This window comes from Gallaecimonas mangrovi, from assembly GCF_003367375.1.
In the GTDB taxonomy this organism is placed as follows: Bacteria; Pseudomonadota; Gammaproteobacteria; order Enterobacterales; family Gallaecimonadaceae; genus Gallaecimonas; species Gallaecimonas mangrovi.
On sequence record NZ_CP031416.1, the window covers coordinates 2,198,747 to 2,221,429 of the forward strand.

23 protein-coding genes are annotated in these 22,683 nt (G+C 52.6%); 8 read left to right on the forward strand and 15 right to left on the reverse strand.

All coding sequences use genetic code 11. From position 1 onward, the window contains the following. Nucleotides 1–99: 99 nt before the first annotated feature. Nucleotides 100–1,110: a cytochrome d ubiquinol oxidase subunit II gene (cydB, locus tag DW350_RS10535; protein WP_115718832.1), complete on the reverse strand. Its 1,011-nt coding sequence runs from the start codon at nucleotides 1,108–1,110 to the stop codon at nucleotides 100–102. Then, nucleotides 1,110–2,519 (reverse strand): cytochrome ubiquinol oxidase subunit I, encoded by a 1,410-nt coding sequence (locus DW350_RS10540; RefSeq protein ID WP_115718833.1) that lies wholly within the window; start codon nucleotides 2,517–2,519, stop codon nucleotides 1,110–1,112. The genes cydB and DW350_RS10540 overlap by 1 nt, the downstream gene beginning before the upstream one ends. Nucleotides 2,520–2,700: 181 nt before the next feature. Here DW350_RS10540 and DW350_RS10545 point away from each other — a divergent pair, with 181 nt between their 5' ends. Further along, the gene (locus tag DW350_RS10545; protein WP_192954652.1) at nucleotides 2,701–4,131 is read left to right on the forward strand and encodes an aminotransferase-like domain-containing protein; all 1,431 of its coding nucleotides are present in this window, start codon (nucleotides 2,701–2,703) and stop codon (nucleotides 4,129–4,131) included. Here the strand turns inward: DW350_RS10545 and DW350_RS10550 are convergent. Then, entirely contained in the window at nucleotides 4,103–4,711 is a 609-nt protein-coding gene (locus DW350_RS10550) for a flavin reductase family protein (protein WP_336407003.1), read from the reverse strand. The genes DW350_RS10545 and DW350_RS10550 overlap by 29 nt on opposite strands. Nucleotides 4,712–4,843: 132 nt before the next feature. Further along, nucleotides 4,844–6,427 carry an arylsulfatase gene (locus DW350_RS10555; RefSeq protein ID WP_115718836.1) on the reverse strand — a complete coding sequence of 528 codons (1,584 nt, stop codon included), beginning with the start codon at nucleotides 6,425–6,427 and terminating at the stop codon, nucleotides 4,844–4,846. Nucleotides 6,428–6,749: 322 nt separating this feature from the next. Between DW350_RS10555 and DW350_RS10560 the strand changes: the two genes are divergently transcribed. Beyond that, the gene (locus DW350_RS10560) at nucleotides 6,750–8,930 is read left to right on the forward strand and encodes a tetratricopeptide repeat protein (RefSeq protein ID WP_115718837.1); all 2,181 of its coding nucleotides are present in this window, start codon (nucleotides 6,750–6,752) and stop codon (nucleotides 8,928–8,930) included. Here the strand turns inward: DW350_RS10560 and DW350_RS10565 are convergent. Both DW350_RS10565 and DW350_RS10570 read right to left on the reverse strand, forming a co-directional pair. After that, nucleotides 8,925–9,263, reverse strand: coding sequence for a tRNA-binding protein (locus tag DW350_RS10565; protein WP_115718838.1), 339 nt, complete (start codon nucleotides 9,261–9,263; stop codon nucleotides 8,925–8,927). The genes DW350_RS10560 and DW350_RS10565 overlap by 6 nt on opposite strands. 9 nt (nucleotides 9,264–9,272) lie before the next feature. After that, nucleotides 9,273–9,749, reverse strand: coding sequence for a YbaK/EbsC family protein (locus DW350_RS10570; protein ID WP_115718839.1), 477 nt, complete (start codon nucleotides 9,747–9,749; stop codon nucleotides 9,273–9,275). Between the two features lie 255 nt (nucleotides 9,750–10,004). On the opposite strand from DW350_RS10570, the gene DW350_RS10575 reads away from it, so the two are divergent. From DW350_RS10575 to DW350_RS10585, 3 genes are all read left to right on the forward strand, one after another. Next, on the forward strand, nucleotides 10,005–10,577 hold the full coding sequence (locus tag DW350_RS10575; protein WP_115718840.1) for a hypothetical protein: 573 nt from the start codon (nucleotides 10,005–10,007) through the stop codon (nucleotides 10,575–10,577). An 82-nt stretch (nucleotides 10,578–10,659) separates the two neighbouring features. Continuing rightward, nucleotides 10,660–11,706, forward strand: a complete 1,047-nt coding sequence (locus DW350_RS10580) for an extracellular catalytic domain type 2 short-chain-length polyhydroxyalkanoate depolymerase (RefSeq protein WP_115720612.1) — start codon at nucleotides 10,660–10,662, stop codon at nucleotides 11,704–11,706. Nucleotides 11,707–11,719: 13 nt separating this feature from the next. Then, a complete protein-coding gene (locus DW350_RS10585) occupies nucleotides 11,720–12,211 on the forward strand; it encodes a hypothetical protein (RefSeq protein ID WP_115718841.1) in 492 nt (163 codons plus the stop codon). Between the two features lie 23 nt (nucleotides 12,212–12,234). On the opposite strand, the gene DW350_RS10590 is transcribed toward DW350_RS10585, so the two are convergent. Next, nucleotides 12,235–12,756, reverse strand: a complete 522-nt coding sequence (locus DW350_RS10590; RefSeq protein WP_115718842.1) for a GNAT family N-acetyltransferase — start codon at nucleotides 12,754–12,756, stop codon at nucleotides 12,235–12,237. Between the two features lie 71 nt (nucleotides 12,757–12,827). Between DW350_RS10590 and DW350_RS10595 the strand changes: the two genes are divergently transcribed. Continuing rightward, complete coding sequence (locus DW350_RS10595; protein ID WP_115718843.1) at nucleotides 12,828–13,265, forward strand: hypothetical protein; 438 nt, start codon at nucleotides 12,828–12,830, stop codon at nucleotides 13,263–13,265. A gap of 219 nt (nucleotides 13,266–13,484) precedes the next feature. Here the strand turns inward: DW350_RS10595 and DW350_RS10600 are convergent, their stop codons facing one another. Then, entirely contained in the window at nucleotides 13,485–14,051 is a 567-nt protein-coding gene (locus DW350_RS10600) for a TetR/AcrR family transcriptional regulator (protein WP_115718844.1), read from the reverse strand. A gap of 76 nt (nucleotides 14,052–14,127) precedes the next feature. On the opposite strand from DW350_RS10600, the gene DW350_RS10605 reads away from it, so the two are divergent. Further along, on the forward strand, nucleotides 14,128–14,853 hold the full coding sequence (locus DW350_RS10605) for an SDR family oxidoreductase (protein ID WP_115718845.1): 726 nt from the start codon (nucleotides 14,128–14,130) through the stop codon (nucleotides 14,851–14,853). Between the two features lie 475 nt (nucleotides 14,854–15,328). On the opposite strand, the gene DW350_RS10610 is transcribed toward DW350_RS10605, so the two are convergent. The 3 genes from DW350_RS10610 to DW350_RS10620 form a co-directional block, all read right to left on the reverse strand. Further along, on the reverse strand, nucleotides 15,329–15,721 hold the full coding sequence (locus tag DW350_RS10610; RefSeq protein WP_115718846.1) for an SRPBCC domain-containing protein: 393 nt from the start codon (nucleotides 15,719–15,721) through the stop codon (nucleotides 15,329–15,331). Between the two features lie 56 nt (nucleotides 15,722–15,777). Further along, a complete protein-coding gene (locus tag DW350_RS10615; protein ID WP_115718847.1) occupies nucleotides 15,778–17,007 on the reverse strand; it encodes a GGDEF domain-containing protein in 1,230 nt (409 codons plus the stop codon). A 508-nt stretch (nucleotides 17,008–17,515) separates the two neighbouring features. Further along, nucleotides 17,516–17,926, reverse strand: a complete 411-nt coding sequence (locus DW350_RS10620; RefSeq protein WP_115718848.1) for a hypothetical protein — start codon at nucleotides 17,924–17,926, stop codon at nucleotides 17,516–17,518. 182 nt (nucleotides 17,927–18,108) lie between these two features. Between DW350_RS10620 and DW350_RS10625 the strand changes: the two genes are divergently transcribed. Continuing rightward, nucleotides 18,109–18,960, forward strand: a complete 852-nt coding sequence (locus DW350_RS10625) for an AraC family transcriptional regulator (protein WP_115718849.1) — start codon at nucleotides 18,109–18,111, stop codon at nucleotides 18,958–18,960. A 306-nt stretch (nucleotides 18,961–19,266) separates the two neighbouring features. Here DW350_RS10625 and DW350_RS10630 read toward each other — a convergent pair whose 3' ends face one another. From DW350_RS10630 to DW350_RS10645, 4 genes are all read right to left on the reverse strand, one after another. Then, entirely contained in the window at nucleotides 19,267–20,487 is a 1,221-nt protein-coding gene (locus tag DW350_RS10630; RefSeq protein WP_115718850.1) for a type III PLP-dependent enzyme, read from the reverse strand. A 361-nt stretch (nucleotides 20,488–20,848) separates the two neighbouring features. Beyond that, nucleotides 20,849–21,298, reverse strand: coding sequence for a DUF2846 domain-containing protein (locus tag DW350_RS10635; RefSeq protein WP_115718851.1), 450 nt, complete (start codon nucleotides 21,296–21,298; stop codon nucleotides 20,849–20,851). A gap of 179 nt (nucleotides 21,299–21,477) precedes the next feature. Further along, complete coding sequence (locus tag DW350_RS10640; protein ID WP_115718852.1) at nucleotides 21,478–21,990, reverse strand: GNAT family N-acetyltransferase; 513 nt, start codon at nucleotides 21,988–21,990, stop codon at nucleotides 21,478–21,480. Further along, nucleotides 21,987–22,670, reverse strand: coding sequence for a glutathione S-transferase family protein (locus DW350_RS10645; protein WP_115718853.1), 684 nt, complete (start codon nucleotides 22,668–22,670; stop codon nucleotides 21,987–21,989). The genes DW350_RS10640 and DW350_RS10645 overlap by 4 nt, the downstream gene beginning before the upstream one ends. Nucleotides 22,671–22,683: the final 13 nt, after the last annotated feature.

Here is a 22,683-nt window from a genome sequence, read left to right on the forward strand (position 1 = left end):
TCTTTTTGTTGTTCGTGGTTTACGGTTTATTAATAAACTTAAGCCCAGAAAAGGCGCTTTTTTACGGCAATAAAAAACCCCGCTACGCGGGGCTTTTTATTAATGATGGTAACCCTCTCCTAACCTCACTTTTCCTCTAAATACATAGTAGGACCAAGCGGTATAACCCAGAATTATCGGCAATATCAGCAAGGCACCAACCAATGCAAACCCCTGGCTTTGCGGTGGTGATGAGGCTTGCTCCAAGCTGATATTGGGTGGAATGATATGCGGCCAAATACTGATAATAAGGCCGCTATACCCCAAAAAGACTAAGCATAAGGTCAACAGGAAAGGCACACTGTGGGGGTTACCTTTTAACGTTTTATATAGCTGCCAAAGTGCTAGCAATGTAAGCACCGGTACCGGTAGGAAAAAGTAAAGGTTAGGAAGACTAAACCAGCGCGTAAAGACCGCAGGCGATTGCAACGGCGTCCATAGACTAACGGCCAATATAAAGAATGCCAGTGCGGTTAACAAACGACGGCTAAGCGCGCAAACATGCCGATATAAGCGGCCTTCGGTTTTGAGTACCAGCCAAGTGCTACCCAGCAAAGCATAGGTTGCCAGTAAACCGAAACCACAAAACACACTAAAGGGACTGAGCCAGTCAAAGGCACCGCCTTCAAAAGCGTTATGGGTAACCTTTATACCCTGCACAAAACTCCCTAGCACCACGCCTTGGCTAAAGGTGGCCAATACTGAACCACTGAAAAAGGCTTTGTCCCAAAACCCTTGGTGAGATTGGTCAGATTTAAAGCGAAATTCAAAGGCAACGCCACGCCATATAAGGCCAATCAACATTGCCAGCAGTGGCAAATAAAGGGCACTTAAAATCACCGAATAGGCCAGCGGGAAAGCTGCCATTAGCCCAGCGCCCCCCAATACCAGCCAAGTTTCATTGCCATCCCACACCGGTGCGATGGTGTTAACCATTAAGTCGCGTTCTTGGCGGTCTTTAATAAAGGGAAATAAAATGCCGATGCCTAAATCAAAGCCGTCCATGACGATATAGAACATCACCCCTGCGGCGATGATCACCGCCCAGATCACCGGTAAGTCAATACCCATCAGTGTTTCTCCTCATCATAAAGGCTTTCATCCACCGCACTTAAGGGGCGAGCCGGGCTGTGATTGGGGTGTGAATTTTCGGTGCTTGCTGCCGGTTGAGGCCCTTTGGCAGCAAGGCGTAGCAGGTAGTAAATGCCAGTACCAAACACCAACAGGTAAACCACGATAATGGTTATCAACGTGCCGGCCATTGCCGCTGCAGCATGATTAGAAACCGCATCTTTGGTACGCATCAGCCCATACACCACCCAAGGTTGGCGGCCAATCTCAGTGGTCATCCAGCCGGCCAGCAAAGCGGCCAAACCACTAGGCCCCATCCACAGTGCTACACGCAAAAACAATCGGTTTTGATACAGCCGCCCGCGCCAGCGTAACCATAAGCCCCAAACAGCCAAAGCCAGCATCAACAAACCCAGCGCCACCATTACTCTAAAAGTCCAGAACACCACGGCGACATTGGGCCGGTCAGCTTTTGGGAAATCCTTTAACGCCGGGATCTGACCGTTGAAACTGTGGGTTAGGATCAAGCTGCCCAGGTGCGGGATCTCAAGGGCAAAGTGGTTGGTTTCGCCGTCATTGTCAGGCAGTGCAAATAGTACTAATGGCACCGCTTCGCCGGGCTGGTTTTGCCAGTGCGCTTCAATGGCCGCCAGTTTGGCGGGCTGATGCTCTAAGGTGTTAAGACCATGGGCGTCGCCAACCAACACCTGCACTGGAATGGCACAGAGCAGCATCCACATTGCCATGGACAGCATTCGTTTCACGGCGACATTCGCAGTGCCTTTTAATAAATGCCAAGCCGCAGTAGCGCCGACAAAAAGTGCTGTGCTCAGATAGGCGGCTAGCACCATATGGGGTAAGCGATAGAAGAACGATGGGTTAAAAATGATTTTGAACCAATCAACCGGCACCACCTTGCCGTTCACAACGTCGTAGCCCTGTGGTGTTTGCATCCAGCTGTTAGAAGCCAAGATCCAGGTAGCAGAAATTAAAGTGCCCAGTGCCACCATCAAGGTAGCGAAATAATGCAGTCTTGGGCTAACCCGGCCCCAGCCAAACAGCTGAACCCCTAAAAATCCCGCTTCCAAAAAGAAGGCTGTTAGCACTTCATAGCTCAGTAACGGCCCGGTAACGGAGCCGGCGAAGGTGGAAAAGTAACTCCAATTGGTGCCGAACTGATAGGCCATAACCAGCCCCGAGACCACTCCCATAGCAAAGTTGACGGCAAAGATTTTTGACCAGAAAAAATAGAGATCTTTATAAACAGGGTCTTTCTTCCATAGCCATAACCCTTCAAGTACCGCCAAAAACGAGGCAAGGCCAATGGTGATAGCCGGGAAGATAATGTGAAAAGACACGGTAAAGCCAAATTGCAGCCGCGCTAGATGTAAGGCGTCAAAGAACCCCATGTGCGGTTCCTCCCTGCCCTAATAAAGTGTTTTTGAAGTCGTGGTATTTCATGGGTATGCCCCTTTGTTGGCAAGCTGGGGCTAGCCTAGAGATCAGGAGCAAATAAGAACAGGGACTGATTTTTAAATTTTTATAGGAACAGATTATACTGCCGCCATTCAAAACAACGGGGGAATGCAGGTGTCTTTTCGCTACCAACAGTTGGCCAATACGTTGCTTAATGATATTCACCAAGGCCGCTGGCAAGCTGGCGACATGCTGCCGTCGGTGAGACAACTGATGCAGCACTGGCAGCTTTCCCGGGCAACGGTGTTGCATGCCCTTAGCGAATTAGAGCTGCAAGGTTATATTCACGCCCAGCCTCGGCGCGGCTATTTTGTTAACGCCCGCGATAGCCAAGCCCATAACAACACGCAGCAAACCCCCGAAGCGGCACCAAGACTATTCAGCATTAACGACGTGGTGCACGACGTTATGCTCAAAGGTGCAGCTTTTGATTTGCTGCCGAGTGAAAGCCGTTTTGACGCCAAGCCCCCTGCGCTCGAATTGCTGCACCGCGCCATTAGCCGCGTCATGCGCCATGGTAAAGGCGCGCAACATCAGCATTATGAAGAACCTGCAGGCTTACTAGAGCTAAGGGAAACGCTGGCATCAAGGCTGCGCCAGCAAGGCACCAATACCGTGGCTAGCGATATCACTGTTACCCAAGGCTGCCAGCATGCCCTGCTACTCGCGCTAAAAAGCTGCACCCAAGCCGGTGACGTAGTGGCGGTGGAAAGTCCAGGCTATTTCGGCACCTTGCAGCTGTTACAAGAGTTGGGGTTACAAGTACTGGAACTGCCCTGCCACCCCATCACGGGGCTGGCGGTAGCGGAGGTGGCCGATGCGCTAACGCGATGGCCGATTAAAGCGCTGGTGCTTACCCCCAGTTTTGCCACGCCTACAGGGGCCTTAATGCCCCTTGAGGCGCGCCAACAACTGGCACAATTGGCCAAGCAACATCAGTTGACCTTGATTGAAGACCATATCTACGCCGAACTGGCCTTTAACGGAGAAACACTACCGCCTATGCTGGCGTTTGCCCCGCAACATACCTTGCTTTGTGGATCGTTTTCGAAAAGCTTGTCGCGGGATTTACGGCTGGGCTATATCACCGGGCCTGCTTTTAGCAAGCGTCTGCCGCATTTAAAACAGATCACTTCATTGGCCAGTAGCCGCTTTATCGAACAAGGGGTGGATGACTTTATTCGCCGGGGCGACTACGACCGGCACCTTCGCCGCGAAATACAGACCCTAAGGGTACAGCGCAATGCCTTAGTGGAGTTGTTGCAACGAACCTTTGAAGACGGCCAATACAGCATCCCCGAGGGCGGCCTGTGCTTATGGTTAAGCCTAAACCCACATGTCGATACCTTGGCGCTTTATCAGCAGGCTCGCCGCGAAGGCATTGTTATCACCCCGGGCACCATGTTTACCAGTCAACCCGGGCTTTATCGGCACTGTTTACGGCTGAGCTTTGCTCACCCTTGGAGCGCGCCACGGCGCCAGGCCTTAATACGACTAAAGACCCTTTGCCAACAACTTAGCTCGGGCGAAATATCTGAAATTTAAGCGCTTCACTGATGGTGAAATAATCGCCTGGACCACCGCCGCGCAGCGCCGGCTGGGCAGCCGCGGTATCAAAAACACCGTTTTTAAGCAGGCTTTTATCAATGTGTACGCCAACCACTTCGCCAAGGACCAGCCAAGTGTTAACAGCAGCGCCCGCCGCCGTGGTGAGCTGAATGCATTGACTGAGCTTACATTCAAACGCCACCGGTGTTTCTTGCACGTGGGGCACCGATACCACTGTTGAGGCCTTGGGCGTTAGCCCTGCCAGGTCAAACTCATTCACCTCCGGGCCAACCGCCGCGCAGGTTTGGTTCATTTTTTCGGCCAAGGGTCGGGTAACCAGGTTCCAGCAAAACTCGCCGGTCTGCTGAATATTGGCCAGGCTGTCTTTAGCGCCAACACTGGCAAAACCGATAATGGGCGGAATGTAGTTAAAGGCATTAAAAAAGCTGTAGGGAGCCAGATTTAATACCCCGTCTTGGCTTTGACTTGAGATCCAGCCAATCGGCCTTGGGGCAATAATGCTGTTAAAGGGATCGTGAGGCAAACCGTGGCCAAGGCCCGGCTCGTAAAAATGTATATCAGACATAAAGTGGCTCGTACTTGGCTTTCGATGCGACAACGCTACCCAATAATCTCGCGGTTATGAAGACTTAAAATGGCCGAAATGAAAAAGGCGCCTTAACGGGCGCCTTTGTTGCCATAGCGGCTGTTACTGGCTTGCCTGCTCCATGACCTTTTTCATGGTTTCCGACATATTGAACGATTTGGCACCTTGTACTGGCGGATACTTCGCCAAGGTTTTCACATAGTTATTGATAATTTCGTTCATCGGGCTAAACAGCCACGATACCTTTTGTAGTAGGTGGCCATAAGCATCGACGCTGGAGTAACTTTCAAAGGGGTCCATGCGCAGGTTAAAGAACATCGGCGCACTTCTTGGGGTCAGGGTGTCGTAATAGTTTTCCTTGGTGGAGAACAAAATCTTCCAAGGCCCCATACGCACGCCGCTCAGCTGACTTTCATACCAGTAGAAATACACCTTGCGGGCAGAATGGTCCGACTTACCGGTCCAATAGGCCATGTTATCGAGGCCATCGATATATTGCTTTTTATCTTTGATCATCTCGGCGCGAACGTCTTTCACACCCGCCGCATCGGCCAGGGTGGTAAACATATCTTGATGCTCTTGAATGCCATTAAGAATTTGCCCGGATTTAATGACACCTGGCCACTTAAGCATGGAGATAACCCTGACACCGCCTTCATAAGTGGTCATTTTCTCGCCTCTAAAGGGCGAGGTTGCCCCGTGGGGCCAAGAGGAATGCTCCGGACCATTGTCAGTGGAGTACCAAACGATGGTATTCCCCTCAAGGCCGTTATCTTTTAAAAACTTGAGCATCATACCGATGTCGTGGTCATGCTGGAGCATGCCGCTGCCATGGTAATCCGCTTCAGAGGTGTACCTCTCGGCGGCATAGCGCCACTTGGAGTTCAACCGGGTGTAGAGGTGCATGCGGGTGGTGTTAAGCCACACGAAGAATGGCTTGCCGTCGTTTTTGGCTTTTGCAATAAACTTCTCGGCCATGGGGATAACTTCACTGCCATCAAAGTCTTTCATTCGCTCCTGGGTTAAGGGGCCGGTATCAACAATGCGTTGCTTGCCAACTTCACCAAAGCGCGGGTCAACGGTTTTATCCACTTTATTCGTGGCCCAGCTATGAATAACGCCGCGGGCGCCGAATTTTTTAGCGTAAGCTTCCGGGCCGCCTGGGTAGGCCTTGGCAAAATTCTGGTAGTCGTGCTGCTCTTCTTCTTCGGAAACATTGAGGTGATAGAGGTTGCCGAAAAACTCGTCAAAACCGTGGGCGGTGGGTAAATGCGAGTTGCGGTCGCCAAGGTGATCTTTACCAAACAAGCCAGTGGCATAGCCTTGCTTTTTAAGCACTTCAGCCAAACTAGGTGATTTAGCCGACCAGCCCAAAGGATCGCCAGGTTGGCCAACGGTCGTCATCCCGGAGCGAATAGGGTCTTGCCCAGTAATAAAGGCTGCCCGGCCTGCAGTACAGGATGGCTGGGCGTAATGGTCGGTAAAACGGATGCCTTCCTTACCAATACTGTCGATATTAGGTGTGGTGTAACCCATTACCCCCATACCGTAAGCACTGACGTTTTCCCAACCGATATCATCGCCCCAGATCACTAAGATGTTGGGTTTTTCAGCCGCTAAGGCGGCCTTTAGCGGCACTATTGTCCCAAGCAGTAGCGTCAGGATCCCTGCTGTGACTCTTCTCATCTTGATACTCCACCAAATTGACATTGAATGTGTCAGGAGAAGCTCTAGATAAACCATGGGTTTGGATGTCAGGCAGTTTCTTACAGCGGTCAATCAAGAAGTTATCAGCATCCTGTATGGTGACTTCAACTCGCTTCCCTGTCAGAAAGTAGGGCTGCACAACCTTTGCGGCCCGTCAGTAGGTATGGCACAAAGGGCAAAAGCCTGCCATTTTAAAGGGTTATTATTTCTCACTTTAACAACAACTTATTTACATTAGGCATTTACAACGCCGTTATTTGGGCGTACCAATAAGCCAGTAACCAACGGCAATGGATTGTTGATGTTTACGCATTTAAAACGCCCTCAGCTGGCTTTATTGCTCTGTTTTTTGCTACTGCTTTTCACCTCAAAAAGCGGGCTAACGGCAGAGCCGCCACGCTATGTTGGCAGTGGCGATTGCGGCCGCTGCCATCAGCAACAAGCAGCCGACTTTAAAAACTCGGACCATGATTTGGCCATGCAACCGGCCACGGCAAAGACGGTACTGGGTAACTTTAACAATCAAACCTTTACCAGCAACGGGGTGCAATCTCGCTTCTACCTAAAAGATGGCCAATTCATGGTGCAAACCGATGATGAGAATGGCCAGCTGCACGACTACCCCATTACTTACACCTTCGGTGTGTACCCCCTTCAGCAATACCTTATTCCGATGTCTGGCGGCCGGCTTCAAGCTTTAGGTATCGCCTGGGACAGCCGGGATAAAAGCCAAGGTGGCCAGCGCTGGTTTCATCTCTACCCTGGCCAGCACATTACCCACAGCAGCCCACTGCACTGGACCAAGCCCGCCCAAAACTGGAACTTTATGTGCGCCGAGTGCCATTCCACGCATTTAGATAAAAATTATGATGCGAAAACCCAGCGCTATAACACGCACTGGGCGGCAGTAAACGTGGCTTGTGAGGCGTGCCATGGCCCGGCTTCAAACCACCTCAAGTGGGCAGAGAAAACGCCGGGCTGGCAACAGATGGCCAATATGGGGCTGGTGCAACGGCTGGACGAAACACATGGCGTAAGCTGGCAAATGGATAACAAAACCGGGCAACCGGTGCGCAGTCAGCCCAACAGATCACGCAAAGAACTGGCGGTTTGTGCCGGTTGCCATTCACGACGGGCGCAGTTTTTTGAAGACGACCGCCAAGGCCAGCCATTGATGACCAGTTTTTTACCGGCGCTGCTAGACGCCGGTAACTACCATGCCGACGGCCAGATTGAAGGCGAAGTCTATGTCTACGGCTCGTTTATTCAAAGCCGTATGTACCAGGCTGGCGTTACCTGTACTGACTGCCACAACCCCCATAGCCTGAAGCTAAAACTCCCCGGCAATGCCGTTTGTTTGCAGTGCCATAAAGCCAGCCGTTACGACGGGCCCCAGCACAGCTTCCACCCTGCTGGCACAATGGCCAGTCAATGCGTTAACTGCCACATGCCGGCACAAACCTATATGGTGGTAGATGCGCGCCGCGACCACAGTATACGGGTGCCAAGGCCTGATTTATCGGTGACCTTAGGCACACCTAATGCCTGTAATCAGTGCCACACCGATAAAACCGCGCAGTGGGCTAGCGAAGCAGTTAAGCATTGGTATGGCCATATGCCAACGGGCTATCAGCACTATCAGTCAATACTGCATAACGCCAGGCTTACAGAGCCTGGCACCGAGCAGGCATTACTGGCTTTTTTAGCCAACAAACAGCAACCGGCGATAGCCAGAGCCACTGCCGCACAAATGCTGGGCCCCTACATCGGCCCCAGCAACGTCCAAGATGTAGCACTGCTGCTAAAAGACCCATCGCCCTTGGTACGCGCCGGGGCAATACAGGCGCTACCGGCTTTACCCGCAATAGTGCGGTGGCAACTGGTGCGAACCTTACTTACGGACCCAAGCCGGGTTATTCGCGCCTTGGCCGCCAGCGTATTGACCGACATTCCCGAGCAAGAAGTGCCAGCCGATGAGCGCTGGGCGCTCAGCCAGGCCAACCATGACTACCTGGCGAGCTTGGCCTTCAACGCAGATTCCGCCACATCACAAGTGCATCTGGGTGATTATTATCGGGCCAAAGGGCAATTTTCAAAGGCGGAGCAAGCATACCAACAAGCCCTGTCTTTAGACCCAGGCTGGGAAACGGCTTACGTGAACCTCGCCGACCTTTATCGCGCCCAGGGCTTGGATGAAAAAGGCGCTCTATTGCTGCGCTCAGCACTTAGTCGCCACCCCGACAGCGCCACCATCAATCACAGTTATGGCCTGCTGCTTATCCGCCAGCAACACCTGGCAGACGCCCTGCCCTTTTTACAAAAGGCCGCCACACTTAACCCGTTAAACGCGCGCTACATCTATGTTTATGCGGTGGCATTAAATAGCCTGGGCCAGCGCCAACAAGCGCTAGCCGTTGTTAAGGAAGGAATAAAAACCATTGGCCAAGCACCGCAACTCAGCCAATTGCTGCTGCAGCTATAACAGGCGGGTACCTAACGGCACGTCTTTGTCGGGCACACAAAGGGCGACATGGCCGTTTTGGTCATGAAAGCCGGTCACCAAGCATTCTGACATCAAAGGACCAATTTGCTTTTTTGGAAAATTCACCACCGCCACCACCAGTTTGCCGACTAAGGCTTCTGGCTGATAATGCTCGGTAATTTGCGCCGATGATTTGCGCACCCCAAGTTCAGGGCCAAAGTCCACGTGTAACTTGTAAGCAGGCTTTCGAGCTTCTTTAAAAACGTCAGCGCTAAGCACTCGCCCTACCCGCAGTTCGACTTTTAAAAAGTCATCAAAACCAATTTGCTCCATGCTCTATTCCTACGCTATGACAAGCCAGCGGCCATCGGTTAATGTTGATAAATCGGCCGCCTTCAGCGGAAAAACCGCATGTGGCGTGCCGGCGGCAGCCCACAGTTGTGGGTATTTTTTTAGGTCGGTGTCGAGCAAGGTTATAACCGGGTTAGCATGGGCCACCGGCGGCACGCCACCAATAGCAAAGCCGGTTTGCGTGCGCACAAAATCGGCATCGGCTTTTTCCAGGGTTAAGCCGGTAGCCGCCTCAACCTTGGCCACATCAACCCGATTACTGCCAGAAGCCACAATCAGTACCGCTAAACCCGACACCGCATCTTTGAAAATAAGCGACTTGGCTATCTGGGCTACCGCGCAGCCAAGGGTGCTGGCCGCCTCTTTGGCAGTGCGGGTGGAACCGGGCAATTCAACAACATCCATATCAACGCCTTTGGCAGCAAGAAACTGTTGTACTTTGGTTGCACTGGCACTGAGTGTTGGCATGGGTAACTCCCTGGCTTGTAAACCTTTTGTAATAAAACACCAAGCCAAATGACAAAGCCTTGAGCTACCGCACAGACCGAGAAAAAAACGCGCAAATTTGCTGTTTGAATTTCATACTCAACGGAGTTTGGACTATAGCTTTTATTTGCACTTCGTTTGCTTCAGGGATGGCAGCTTCACAAGGACATTGGCTCCTTTCCTGTCTGAGGTGCCCACAGGGTTAATACCCTCCCCCCAAAACCTCGAGGACGCATTATGAAGACCTTTAAAGTGGAAGACTTTGTCGACCCCAATCTCGCCAAGGCCTTGGCAGAGTGGAAGGATTTCTACAACCAGTCCATGACCAAAGCTATCGATTTCTCCAGCACCTATCCTTCAATGAAAGAAGCCATGGCGGCTGGGGAAAGTTTTTTGGACTCCATCAAGACGGCAAAATGGGAACAACCCAGTGTTGAGTCGTTGATGAAGCCACCAACCATTGACCCTGAAGCTTACAGCGAGCTGTCTGAACTGCACACCGGTGCGGTGAACAAGCTTTGGGAGCAATATACCAAGTCGCTAAAAACCACCCAGACCTACGGTGAAAAGCTCGCTGAAATGGCCAAGGAGCCTAAGTCGCCTCAAACCATGATGGCCACTTACCTCACCTCGACGCTTGATGCCTTTAAAGCCTACCAAGCCGGTATCAACGAGCAGATGAGCAGCTTGAGCGACATGCAAGGCGCTTACAAAGCCTGGTTTGAAAAGAACTGCCTGGATAAAGCCGCGCCAGCACCAGCTAAGGCACCTGCCAAAACAACTGCGAAAAAAGAAACCGCCGCGGCCTAACGGCCATAAGGAAATGAAAAAAAGCGCCTGCCTGGCGCTTTTTTTTAGTGAGCACAGCTCATACAGCAGGGAAGGAAACCTCATGAAAGCGTTTTTGTCTGTTGTTGTTTTAGCCGTTGTTATCAGTTTTCGCAGCTTAGCCGCTGCCCCACCCTTACCAGCCTTAGGTGCCGATATACAGCAAACCTCGGTGTCAGGTTTGTCGTCTGGCGCCTTTATGACATCACAACTTTTTGTGGCGCATTCCGACATCATGATTGGGGCAGGCATTATTGCTGGCGGCCCTTATTTATGCGCCATGTCCTGGCCCAGCTTGTCGTTGCTGGTTAATGCCACCACCACCTGCATGAACCCGCTGACAGCAAGCGTTGCCCCGCCCGTCGCACATTTGGTGTCGCTCACCAAAGGGGTAGAGAAAAAGGGCGAAATAGACAGCCTGAGTAACCTGGCTAAAACTCGCCTTTATGTCTTTAGCGGCGAAAGCGACACCACCGTCACCACGCTAGTGGTGAACCGTACCGTTGATTATTACAAGGCCCTTGGGGTGCCTGAAGATGCCATTGCCTACAACACCTCAGTAAATGCCGGCCACGCCATTATTACTGATGACCCCAACGACACCAGTTGCGCTAAAACGGCGCCGCCTTTTATTAACGACTGCGACTTCGAGCAGGCAAGCCGCATCATCAAGCAGATTTTTCCAAATGCCAAAGCCGCCGCAGATACCAGCCCCAAAGCGGTTGCGTTTAACCAGGCGGCCTTTTTCTCTGGCAACCAAACCAGCATGAGCGATACAGCATATTACTACGCACCCAAAGCCTGCTTAGCTGGCAAGCATTGCCCGGTGCATGTGGTGCTGCACGGCTGTGAGCAAGGTGCAACCGAGATCGGCGATAAATACTATGACCACACCGGTTATAACCAAATGGCCGACGCTAACGACATCATCATGCTCTATCCTCAAGTGCAGAAGTCAGCACAATCCCCTTTTAATCCAAAAGGATGTTGGGACTTCTGGGGATATTCTTCAGGCGCAACAGTCACACCGGATTTCTATTCCCGCAACGCACCGCAGATCAAGGCGATATTCAGCATGATTGAACGCCTGGCATCAGCACCCGGCCAATAATGGAGGCAATTCAATGAGCACTGCAGCAGGAAACTTTGTAGAACCGGGGCTTAGTAAGGCCCTTGAACAGTGGCAAGCGTTCTATCAAAAAAGCACCCAAGACGCCGTTAACTTGGTGTCGGCCATGAGCCCGATGAAAGATGCAGCAGAAGTCACCCAAAAGGTGACAACGGCCCTTAGCGATGCCGCCAGCAGTGGCAAGCTAGGTACGCCCATCCCGCCTGAGGCGTTTAAAGAGCTGACACAATTACAGCAAGCCGGGGCGCAGCGATTATGGGACAGCTGCACCCAAGCCCTTAAAGACACCAGCAGCTACGGTGAGGCATTAATGTCGTTTGACCAAATGCCCAGCAGCCCGCAAGCGCTGCTTACCCACATTTTGGAAACCAACCTCGCCGCTGCCAAGCAATACCAAGCTGATGCCAGCGCCATGGCCAGTACCATGAGTGAAGTGCAGGCGGCATACAGCGCCTGGCTCGATAAATACTTTTTAAAAGTGTCGTAAAAAAGGCGCCTTGGGCGCCTTTTTTAATCCTCAACCGGGGTAAATGGTGTTGGCAAAATCTTTTGATAAAACGCCAAGTCCAGCCAGCGGCCAAACTTGAAGGCAGCATCTTTGATGGTACCGGCATGCTCAAAACCGAACTTCTCATGCAAGGCAATAGACCCGCTGTTATCGGCATCAATCCCCCCCACCAGCAAGTGATACTGCTGCTCGATAGCGTTATCGATAATGGCCGCCAGCAACACTTTACCCAGCCCTTTGCCACGATGGTCAGGATGCACATAAAGGCTATGCTCAATGGCATATTTATTGGCCGGCCTTGGCCGAAAGGGGCCATAGCTGGCAAAACCCATCAGTTGCTTGTTGTCATTAACCACGCCCAGCACCGGATACTGTTTTTTTTCTTTTTCAGCAAACCATTGCGCCATATCATCCCAAGTGCGCGCTTTATAATCATAAAGCGCCGTGGTATGCAAAATAGCATCGTTAAATATCGCCAGAATGGCTTCACCTTCTGAGGCAAGCTGGCATTGGATCAGTTTCATAACACCTCGTGGCAAAGTTGGCAGCCCCTACGGGCGCATTGCCCGGCAGCGAACATGCTAAGGAGCCCGTGATGATATCAGCCGATAACGCCAGTCTGGTAACGGTGTTTTTTATTGACCAGCAAAGCAGCTGGTTACTGACTGGAACCGATAATGACCAGCGCCATGCCATAGCCCTTGGCGTTGACAATATTCGCAGCGATTTTGATACGCCCTTGGCCATGGAGCGGGCAATAGAAAACATTGAAGATAACATTATGCCGCTGGCGAAAGTGCTACCGGCCGAAAGCATGCTGGTTATCACCGGCCCCGGCGCCGACTATTTAAACAAACTCACCCCTAATCCCCACCTGACAAGGGACTGGGTAGAAATGCAGTTTGGCGAAATGGCAATGGCCGCAGAACGCCAGCACCGCTTGTTTGATGTGCCCACCAGCGCGGCATTGTTGATGGTAAGAGAAGCCATGCACCACTTGGATTTTGACCAGGCGCAGCTGACGCCACAGTAAACTGGCCGCCACCTTAATGGCGCTGGGTAAGGGCTAACAAGGCACTAGCTACCCGTTGGCTTTTATCGGCGTTTTGGGCAGTCAAAGCGCTGACTTGCTCTAAGGAACTTAGCATCGATGACAACTCGCCTACGGCCCTGATAGCCCTTCAATATCTTGCGCCAGCGGCCGTACTTCGTTGGCGAGTTTCAAAATATCGGCGTCGATTACAACCAGCTCTCAGTGAAACAGCCCTCGGCTCATCTGCAGTACTCGCTGGCGCGCCGCCGCCTCGCTATCGCCGTAGCGATCAATACCCCAAGACAGTATCGTCATCATCTCAAACAGCGCCTCACCGTCCAGCTCGCCTTTCACAGTATCTGCCGCAGCAGCCAGTAACTGCGCGGTTTTATCAATAAGCCGCTGAGTGGGCGAAACCAGCGCAGAGTCCGGATCACGGCTGGCTGATGCCACACAGTGCGGCAGATCATGCCAAATTCGTAGTTGCCAGCTAAGCTGCACCAGCCACTCCTGCAGCGCCGCAGCCGGCGTCAGTGACTGAGCAAGCCGGTCCCCCATCGCTAACGCGCCTTCAATTTCTGCATCGAACACCGCTACTAGCAGCTCGTCGCGAGTAGCAAAATTACGGTACAGCGTGGCATTGCCCACACCGGCGGTCGCAGCAATGCGATCCAGCGCCACCAATACGCCTTCGCTTTCAAACAACTGCCGTGCCGCCTCAACAATGGCTTGCCGGTTACGCAGGGCATCAGCACGCGGCGGCCGCGCTTTTGGTTGAGCCGTCATAGTAAAACCTTTTGACAAAACGGGGACGATCCCCACATATTATTAGGGACAGTCCCCACTTAAGGAATAAAGATACATGAAAGCGACCCTAAAAGGTAGAAAAGTACTGGTCACCGGGGCCAATGGCGGCATCGGCGAGCACTTTGTCAGCCAAGCACTGGACCGCGGTGCAGCAAAGGTGTATGCCGCAGCCCGTCGCCCCAAAGCTTGGTCAGACTCGCGCATTGTACCGCTGGTACTGGACATTACATCGACGACTGACATAGCCGCAGCAGCCGAGGTCGCTGCCGATACCGATGTGCTGATCAACAACGCCGGGATCGCGCCGCTCGACGATGTCATCGGCGGCCCGCAAGCACAGCTGCGACAGATCTTTGAAACCAACTTTTTTGGCACGCTGGCCATGGCAAATGCCTTCACTCCGGTTCTGGCCAGCAACGGCGGCGGTCAGTTGCTGAACGTCATTTCACTGGCAGCCTGGTTCGCCATTCCAACCGGCTACGCGGCATCCAAAGCGGCGTTGTGGTCGGCCACCAACGCGTTGCGAGTGGCGCTGGCTGGCCAAAATACCCATGTCGCCGGGCTACTGATGGGTATGGTGGATACACCAATGACCGCCAATTGGCACGTTCCCAAAATGACCGCCGACAGTTTGGTGACGCAAGCCTACGACGGCCTTGCCAACGGGCTGCTGGAGATCCACGCTGACGAATCCACCCGCCAGATAAAATCGCTGCTGAGCCTACCTGCCGAAGAGCTTTATCCACTGATGGCCCAGCAGTTGAGCGAATTACAGCAATGACCAGCGGCGCGCTGCCGATGTGTTAGTGCCCGGTTTTGATGAGGTGCTTCTTCCCATCAGCCTTATTGACGCAGCCCTGCCGCCGACTCAACAGGCGGCACGGTGCTGGAAGGCGCAAACGGCAGTCAGGTGCAGGTCCAGCGAATTTAGCGCCATTGCCGACTCGGTGGCAGAACGGGAAGCTAGCTGATGCTGGCAGCGTACCCGTAATTGAGGCCCAGTTTTAGAACGGCCAGCGAGGCGCCACACTCAACTCCCCCTACGAGGTAACAGCTAGGCTAAAAGGATGAGGGGAAAGGTAGCGCCAAGATTGGCCGCTTGGGCATGCACAATAATAGCCAGCAAAGAACCGCTACCCTTACGATATTGAAATAACCCCATGTTTTCACAAAAGAATGTAAGGCCACTTCAACGTTAGTAACTGGCGGGTGACTTTGGGTGCTAATCGATACCGAGGTCTTTAATTTTGGGCGATTTATTCAAGGTAGCGGGCAAAGCTTGCCAACATTTCTTGGCGGTCCGTCAGTAAGATGGGGTCAAGCTCGGTAGGGTCGTCGATAGTTTGCTCAACACGTACACCGCCGGCCACAGCAGTGAAGGTAACGGTGATAACGCGGCCCTTATCGGTAACCCATTCCAGTAGCTTTGACGGCACCACCCGAGTAACGGTGCCGGCAACATCCTGTTCAACGTCATTGGCGCTACTTAAGGTAAAACAGAAACGGCCACCAAGACGCACATCCAACCGGCAATGGCGGGTATGCCAATGCCGGGAGCATTGCCATATTTCAATATCCTCGGCGGATATCCACGCTTGCCACACCTTTTCTAAAGGGGCACGAACAAACTGTTCTACAGTGCTTTGCATATAGGCCTCTTAGGCATCTGCAATGCAGTGTAGATGAAGGCACTACTTTCTGCGCTTTAACCGGCAACAACACAGTTGCGGCCGGATTTTTTGGCTTTATAAAGGGCTTTGTCAGCGGCTTTAATGATCGGCTCAGCCTGCTCAAGGCCTTTGTCTTTGTCCTTCTCTGACACACCAATACTGACGGTAATTTGTACCGCCTTGGTTTTGTTGGTGCCCCGCCCCCTTTGCTCGGCGTTACCTTTTTTGCGCTGCTTTTTGTCGCGAATAATAAAAGGCGTATTGGCAATAAGCTCGCGGACTTCGTCTAGGTACGCTTTGGCCTCTGCAACCGATAAGCCAGGAAAAATCAGCGTAAATTCTTCACCGCCGTAACGAAATACTTCACCGCCACCGCCTACTTCGGTGATTTTACTGGCTACCATTGCCAAAACATCGTCACCCACATCATGGCCATAGTTGTCGTTAAAGCTTTTAAAGTGGTCGATATCCAGCATGGCCAAACTGTAATGGCGAGAAAGGCCAGCCAAACGCTCAAACAATTTGCGGCGGCCATTTAAGCCGGTTAGCGCATCCCGATAAGCCAGGTCATGGGAGTTTTTAATGCCGGTGAGCAACGCAATGGCCATGGCCGCACTGGCAAAGATACTGGAGATGTAAGGCACATCCAGAAAATAAAGCGGTACTAAATTGGCAAGGGTGACACAAAATAGCCCCGCAACAATGGTGCCGCGGCGCACCATAAAGGCGATAAAACTGATGATGACCAGCGCCAGTGACAGCAACAAGCCATTGCGGCTTATCACCATGGCGTTATAGCTGTGGGGAGCAAAGTATTGGTCAAGGCTTGCCACTAAGGCCGGGCCCTTAATTTGATAACAGGCCACCGCCAGCAAAAAACCTAAAATATACAGGCTATAAAGCGTTAGTGCCCCTGGGTGGCTAAGCCCTCGTTCCGCGGCCAATTGATTGAATAACAGTGCCAGCGGCAACCCCAAAATCATCACGGTATAAACGTAGCGCACCAAGGGTTCGGTAATGGGTCTTTGCAGGTAAAACTGAATAAATACATAGGCGGCTAACGTGACCACCACACTTAACAGCAGCTGCCGCTTTGAAAACTGCACCGCCAGCCAGATACCCACCAGGCTCAAGGCATAAGGCAGCCAAGTCACCGCCATACTCCACTGCCCAGTTAATTTGTCGCTAAAACCACAGGCAACCGCCGCCAGTAACAGGATCAATAACGAGGGCAACAACGGGCGTAACAGTTGGTTTTGAGACATCAAGCTATCCGTACAAGGGAATTCAATCTTTGCCAGCTAGAGGCGACCATAAAGCACCGCCAATGAATTCGCCAAAGCTTCTGCGGTTATCGGTGGCTAGAAAACGGCGAAAATGCGCTTTAAGTTTGTCACAACAGGCGGGCCACCCAGTACTGGTTAGCCGCGACAGTCGCTAATTTATAGGCAATAAAGCCCTAAAAAGGGGTTATTGCTAGCGTCAGGCATGAAAAATGTCCACTACCAAGTCTTTTGCGAGATCATGAAGTGGCCTGAAAGGTCTTACGGGGCAACAGGTTAGGCCAGATCCCGGCCATCGTGTGCTCTTGCTGCTTTTCCGGCTAGCTGCCGCATAGGCGCTTCGCGGTAGCAAGCCCAGGGGCGGCGTAGCGGGCAAGGTCGAACTGTCATCATAGCCGTGGCTTGTCGCAAGCGGAGGTGGCGTAATTCCATTGTTATCACCTCTTTCGGGACAACTCCCAGCTTTAGCACTCGTGGAAGTTAGTAGGGCCTAAAGTGCCCGTGTCTTAGCTTGTTCGCTTGACAACAATGTCTGCGCCAAGGCCAGCGCCTCGTCCTTGGTGGCGACCATGAGCATGGGATAGCCCCAGAACTTCTCATACACCCGGGTGAACGCCTGGGTCGCCAGCCGTTTGGCGGTACTCGGTTCGATGTAGATCCCTGCCTTGACGAAGGCCCGCAATTCGCTTTTGTGGCGTTTCATCCACCGCGAGGTTTGCTTCATTTCTTCCGACGAATGTTGGTGATCGCCTTTATCAAGTCCCTCGTCGTTGAGTAGAACAAAGACTCGCTTGCGTGCGAGCAATGCCTCGAACTCGGCAAAAGGCGAGGCTTCGGGATCGGTGCCCGGCACGTTTAGCCGCATCCAGACGATAGGGAACTGCGAGGCGTCAATGAACATGCTAATACTCCTTCGGAACATACGGAAAAATGGCAGGCTGCCGTGCCACCTCAGAGCGGAACGGCCAGCATGGTAATTGCACGATACCTACGGAATGACTGGACGTCATTGCACAACTTAGCCACAATATTTTTCAATTAGGCCAGCGCGCCTCATCTTCAATCCCGGGTTCAACACGTACTATGTCGAGCATTGCCATCACCGATCTGACCGTAACCAGAGACGTTGATAACGTCCCCCGGCCCGTTGTCGCTCTGAGTGCCACCTCGGTAACCAAGGACTGGGAACATGCGCGGCATCAGCACCACAAGGCGCAACTGCTTTACTCCGTCCGCGGCATCCTCAACTGCGAAATCGAAGACGGTGTCTGGATAGTGCCGCCGCAGTGCGCGGTATGGATACCGGGAGACTTGCCCCACTCGGCACGGGGATCGGGTGAAACGGAATGTTATTGCCTGTTCGTTGAGCCTGATGCCGCGCCGGATCTTCCGAAAACTTGCTGCACGATTTCGATATCGCCGCTACTACGCGAGTTACTTCTGAAGGTGGCGGGTTTTCCCGAGCTATACCCGTTGGGAGGCAGTGAAGAACGGTTGATTGCCGCCTTGCTGGATGAGTTGGCGGCGGCTCCGGTGGAAGACCTGCATTTGCCGATGCCCCGCGATCCACGATTGCGTCGGCTCGCGGAAATGCTGTTGGCCGACCCCACCGACAAAACGTTAAAGGGCGATTGGGCTACCCGCATTGGCATGAGCGAGCGCAGCATGAGCCGGCTTCTGCTGCACGAAATCGGCATGAGCTTCGGACGCTGGCGCCGGCAACTGCATGTGATCCTTGCGCTTCAACGTCTGACCAAAGGCGAAAGCGTGCAAACGGTGGCGTTGGAATTGGGCTACGAAAATGCCAGCGGCTTCGTCACCATGTTCCGCAAGGCAGTAGGTAAGCCTCCAGCGCGATACCTCTCGGAACGAATGACCGACGGAGAGCCTACTGCTGTGCCAGGCATCATGCTTTCCGAGCGTGGCCTAGCCTAGTCGGGTTCCGCGACAAATACTGGCCTTGACCGGAACTGCCAGGACGCAATAGGCGGCACGGCCTGATGGTCGTCCTGAATACCGCCGCTGGAGTCTTCGATGGGCTGCGGATAGCGGGCACATCGCGTTCTCGGCTGTGTTCTTCATCGCGCTGCCCGGTCTATGCGCCATCGTCGCGGCCTGGCGCCACCTCAAGAGCAAAGGAGCACGTAATGTCGATGAACAGTATCTGGCTTCGGCGTAGTCCAGCGACATTCGGTGCGGGGTCATGGTGAAATGAAAAAAGGCACCCGAAGGTGCCTTTTATTAAATCTCTAACGCCACCACTGGTGCCAAAGATTCGTCTCGCACAAACTCATTGAGCACAATGATCTGCGCCTTTTTAAAGAAGTTGAACTCGGTAGCAGTAGCCGAGGTGTAGGCTCCCATCATCCGGCCCACAATCAAGTCACCGTTATTGAGCTTTGGCAACATGATGGTTTCAGCAATCACGTCAATGCTGTCGCAGGTAGGCCCTGCCAATACTGACGGGAAACGCTCGCCCTGCCAGTAAAGGGCATCAACCGGATAATGGCCATGGTCAAACAAGATACCGCTAAACGAGCCATAAATGCCGTCATCAAGGTAGTACCAGGTTTCACCATCACGTTCGGCCTGGCCCATCACTGATGCTACAGAGGTCATGGCCGGTGCCACGATAAAACGGCCAGGTTCAGCAATCACATTGACCGTTGCGGGCAGTTGCGCCAAGGCTTCGCGAATTGGGGCGCAGAAGCTGTAAATGTTAACGTCGGTGTCGTCATAACTCACCGGAAAACCGCCACCGATATCCAGCACTTCAAGGGCCGGTAAGCCTTGGCTACTGACACCACGAATAACCGCATCGCAGCGGTTAATAGCGTGGACGTATTTGTCAGCATCCAGGGTTTGCGAACCAACGTGGAACGACAGGCCCTTAACCTTGATACCCAATTCAAACGCACGGGCAATAATGGCGTAAGCGCCCTGCTCGGTGCAGCCAAACTTTTTCGACAGATCAGACACGGCGTTGGGGTTGCGAAAGCTCAAGCGCACCAGCACTTCGGCCTGGTCACGATAAGCAACAAACTTTTCCAACTCGTTGATGTTGTCCACCACAAATACGGTGCAGCCATAATCCAGGGCGTCGCGAATATCGCGGTCACGCTTAATAGGATGGGTATGGATGGTTTTATCCGCAGGCACGTTTAGGCTCTGCACCAGTTCCACTTCACCGGTGGTTGCCAAGTCAAAACTGGCGCCTTCAGCCAGCAAGGTGCTCACCACCGCTGGGTGCGGCAAGGGTTTTAAAGCAAAATGCAGCACCACACCGGGCAGTGCTTCTTTTAATGCGTGATATTGGCGGCGCACGATGTCGCAGTCGAGCATCAAAAAGGGCGCACCATAGCGACGAGCCAAAGACTCGATCAGCTCAATTTCGGTGGTATTGGTGGTGGATTCTGCGCCGAATGCGTCAATTACGGGCGAGACAAAGCTTGAGACGGACATAAGGCCTCCAAACGAAAATAGAAAGACAACAAAACCACGCTGGGTCGAGCGGTATCGAGTGCTCTTAGCTAGCAGCCAAACTCACTCCTGGATAGTTGCTCTGTTGCCTTGTCGTTTGAAGGACGATGTACTTGGATTGGCTATCACCAGAAAGTGCGCGAATAATAGGCCAAAAATACTTGAGCGCAATGTTTTTTTTGGCCTTAAAAGCGCTTTTTTTTCACCCTGGTCTGAAGGCCTTATTTTTGTTGGCCCGGGCAGCGTTTGAGTAAATAACTATTCTTGTTTTAAGAATAAGAAAACCGCCAAGGAAGCATAAAAACCCCACTTGGCGGAGCGAAAAAGACGGCCGTTGGGGGCGTTACCGCTTGTCGAGATACATGCGCCAAGTGGCAGGAAAGAACGAGGCCGCCACCCCACCGGAATTGCCCTTCGCGTTATCGCCACCACTGTGCATTTTTTCTCGTGCATAGCGGAAGAAATAGCGGCGGCCAGCCAAGAAATCGCCGCTTAAGTTGCCACTTTTATCGCCAGGAGCGAACAGAAAGGATTCTTTAGACGACAACACATGGCGGCCTGGCCTTACCAGGAAACGCACATATTGGCCCGGTGATAACTGCCCCACCACTTGGTCGTCCACATAAAAATAGGGGTTATCAACCGACAGGCCGTGCACCGCATTTTTAGTGCGGTAGACATAAATAACCGCGGCGTTCATTTCATTGAGACTCGGGTCGGGCGCATAATGCCTGTCCATCGAGCAGCCCTGCAAACCCGCCAATATTAACCAGAACACCCAAAATTTTTTCATACAGCCGGCCTTCGCCCCTTCATCGCCTCAGTGATATGTCGTCAACACAGCACCATCCCCAACCGCATAAATTAGCAAACCTCGATTATCAAAAAGAGGCTTTATGCTGCGTCTTTTCTTTAAAACGCCCAATTTCCACAATATTTTAAATTTTGCGGCAACTTTTTGGCTAAAAAGACTTAGTCAGACCCCGGCACGAAGTGAAAGCAGCGCAGCGCGGTTTGACTGCCAGGCGGTGTTATCGGCGCTATTTCGTTAAAACCCAGCTTCTTTAATAGCGCTGTTGAGGCTTGGTTACCGGCGGTGGTGATGGCCTTAAGCTCATCTATGTTTCTCGCCTTGGCGAAGGCCATTACCGCTTTAGCGGCTTCAAAAGCGTAGCCTTGCTGCCAATATGCAGTAGCTAAGGCATAACCTAAGTCGGGGCATGGCAGGTAATCGCGCTGTATCAAACCACAAAGGCCGATGGGCGTTTGGTCATGAAGGCTCACTAAAAACAGGCCAAAGCCATAGCGCTGGTACATAGCCAAAGGCCCAGCACTGATGTAATGTCGGGCATCCGTTACATTGTGCACACCTTTATCGCCAATATTGGCCAGCCAGCCTGGTTCGTTAAGCAGTGACAAAATAAAAGGCGCATCAGTCACGGTGAGCTGGCGAAGCTGCAAGCGCTCGGTACGGGCAACAGTCATACCGCTCTTAAATCCTCAAGCAGCTCACCTGCAGCCAAGGCTTCAGCTTCATGGCCCGATTCGCGCCAGATTTCAGCAAGGGCCTCTTTGTACCATTGCTCCATGGCTGGCAGCGCCAAAATACGGGCACTGTAATCCGCTAACGCGCCATCAAGGCCAATGCCATAGGTTTTAAATCGCGACACCACCGGGGCAAAAAAGGCGTCCATGGCAGTAAAATGGGCGCCGGCTAAAAAAGGCCCGCCGAAGCGGCTTAGCCCTTCTAACCACAGCGCCTTAATACGCTCAATATCACTGTCTAACGCTGCCGCTATACCATAGAGGCGAATACGCACACCGCAATTCATGCCACAAACCGTGCGAAGGGCGCTAAAGCCCGAATGCATTTCGCAGCAGGCACTGCGGGCAAAGGCTCTGGCCGTGGCGTCTTTGGGCCAAACACCAGGATAATGCTCAGCTAAGTATTCGGTAATGGCCAAGCTGTCCCAGATCACCCGCTGGCCATCCACAAGGCACGGCACCCGGCCGGTAGGTGAAAAAGCGCGAAATGCCGCATAGCTGGAACCTTCAGCCAACGGCATTAACACTTCTTTAAAAGGAATGGCCAGTTCCTTGGCGAGTAACCAGGGCCGCAGTGACCAGGACGAGTAATTTTTGTTGGTGATATAAAGCTGCAACATGGGGCCTCCTTGG

What these genes read in the sequence shown, in the direction of transcription:
- DW350_RS10585 (WP_115718841.1), top strand. Translation starts at nt 11,720, where the DNA reads ATGAGCACTGCAGCAGGAAACTTTGTAGAACCGGGGCTTAGTAAGGCC.
- DW350_RS10600 (WP_115718844.1), bottom strand. Translation starts at nt 14,051, where the DNA reads ATGACGGCTCAACCAAAAGCGCGGCCGCCGCGTGCTGATGCCCTGCGT.
- DW350_RS10610 (WP_115718846.1), bottom strand. Translation starts at nt 15,721, where the DNA reads ATGCAAAGCACTGTAGAACAGTTTGTTCGTGCCCCTTTAGAAAAGGTG.
- DW350_RS10560 (WP_115718837.1), top strand. Translation starts at nt 6,750, where the DNA reads ATGTTTACGCATTTAAAACGCCCTCAGCTGGCTTTATTGCTCTGTTTT.
- DW350_RS10630 (WP_115718850.1), bottom strand. Translation starts at nt 20,487, where the DNA reads ATGTCCGTCTCAAGCTTTGTCTCGCCCGTAATTGACGCATTCGGCGCA.
- DW350_RS10590 (WP_115718842.1), bottom strand. Translation starts at nt 12,756, where the DNA reads ATGAAACTGATCCAATGCCAGCTTGCCTCAGAAGGTGAAGCCATTCTG.
- DW350_RS10635 (WP_115718851.1), bottom strand. Translation starts at nt 21,298, where the DNA reads ATGAAAAAATTTTGGGTGTTCTGGTTAATATTGGCGGGTTTGCAGGGC.
- DW350_RS10625 (WP_115718849.1), top strand. Translation starts at nt 18,109, where the DNA reads ATGTCGAGCATTGCCATCACCGATCTGACCGTAACCAGAGACGTTGAT.
- DW350_RS10565 (WP_115718838.1), bottom strand. Translation starts at nt 9,263, where the DNA reads ATGGAGCAAATTGGTTTTGATGACTTTTTAAAAGTCGAACTGCGGGTA.
- DW350_RS10575 (WP_115718840.1), top strand. Translation starts at nt 10,005, where the DNA reads ATGAAGACCTTTAAAGTGGAAGACTTTGTCGACCCCAATCTCGCCAAG.
- DW350_RS10555 (WP_115718836.1), bottom strand. Translation starts at nt 6,427, where the DNA reads ATGAGAAGAGTCACAGCAGGGATCCTGACGCTACTGCTTGGGACAATA.
- cydB (WP_115718832.1), bottom strand. Translation starts at nt 1,110, where the DNA reads ATGGGTATTGACTTACCGGTGATCTGGGCGGTGATCATCGCCGCAGGG.
- DW350_RS10605 (WP_115718845.1), top strand. Translation starts at nt 14,128, where the DNA reads ATGAAAGCGACCCTAAAAGGTAGAAAAGTACTGGTCACCGGGGCCAAT.
- DW350_RS10640 (WP_115718852.1), bottom strand. Translation starts at nt 21,990, where the DNA reads ATGACTGTTGCCCGTACCGAGCGCTTGCAGCTTCGCCAGCTCACCGTG.
- DW350_RS10580 (WP_115720612.1), top strand. Translation starts at nt 10,660, where the DNA reads ATGAAAGCGTTTTTGTCTGTTGTTGTTTTAGCCGTTGTTATCAGTTTT.
- DW350_RS10620 (WP_115718848.1), bottom strand. Translation starts at nt 17,926, where the DNA reads ATGTTCATTGACGCCTCGCAGTTCCCTATCGTCTGGATGCGGCTAAAC.
- DW350_RS10595 (WP_115718843.1), top strand. Translation starts at nt 12,828, where the DNA reads ATGATATCAGCCGATAACGCCAGTCTGGTAACGGTGTTTTTTATTGAC.
- DW350_RS10540 (WP_115718833.1), bottom strand. Translation starts at nt 2,519, where the DNA reads ATGGGGTTCTTTGACGCCTTACATCTAGCGCGGCTGCAATTTGGCTTT.
- DW350_RS10645 (WP_115718853.1), bottom strand. Translation starts at nt 22,670, where the DNA reads ATGTTGCAGCTTTATATCACCAACAAAAATTACTCGTCCTGGTCACTG.
- DW350_RS10615 (WP_115718847.1), bottom strand. Translation starts at nt 17,007, where the DNA reads ATGTCTCAAAACCAACTGTTACGCCCGTTGTTGCCCTCGTTATTGATC.
- DW350_RS10570 (WP_115718839.1), bottom strand. Translation starts at nt 9,749, where the DNA reads ATGCCAACACTCAGTGCCAGTGCAACCAAAGTACAACAGTTTCTTGCT.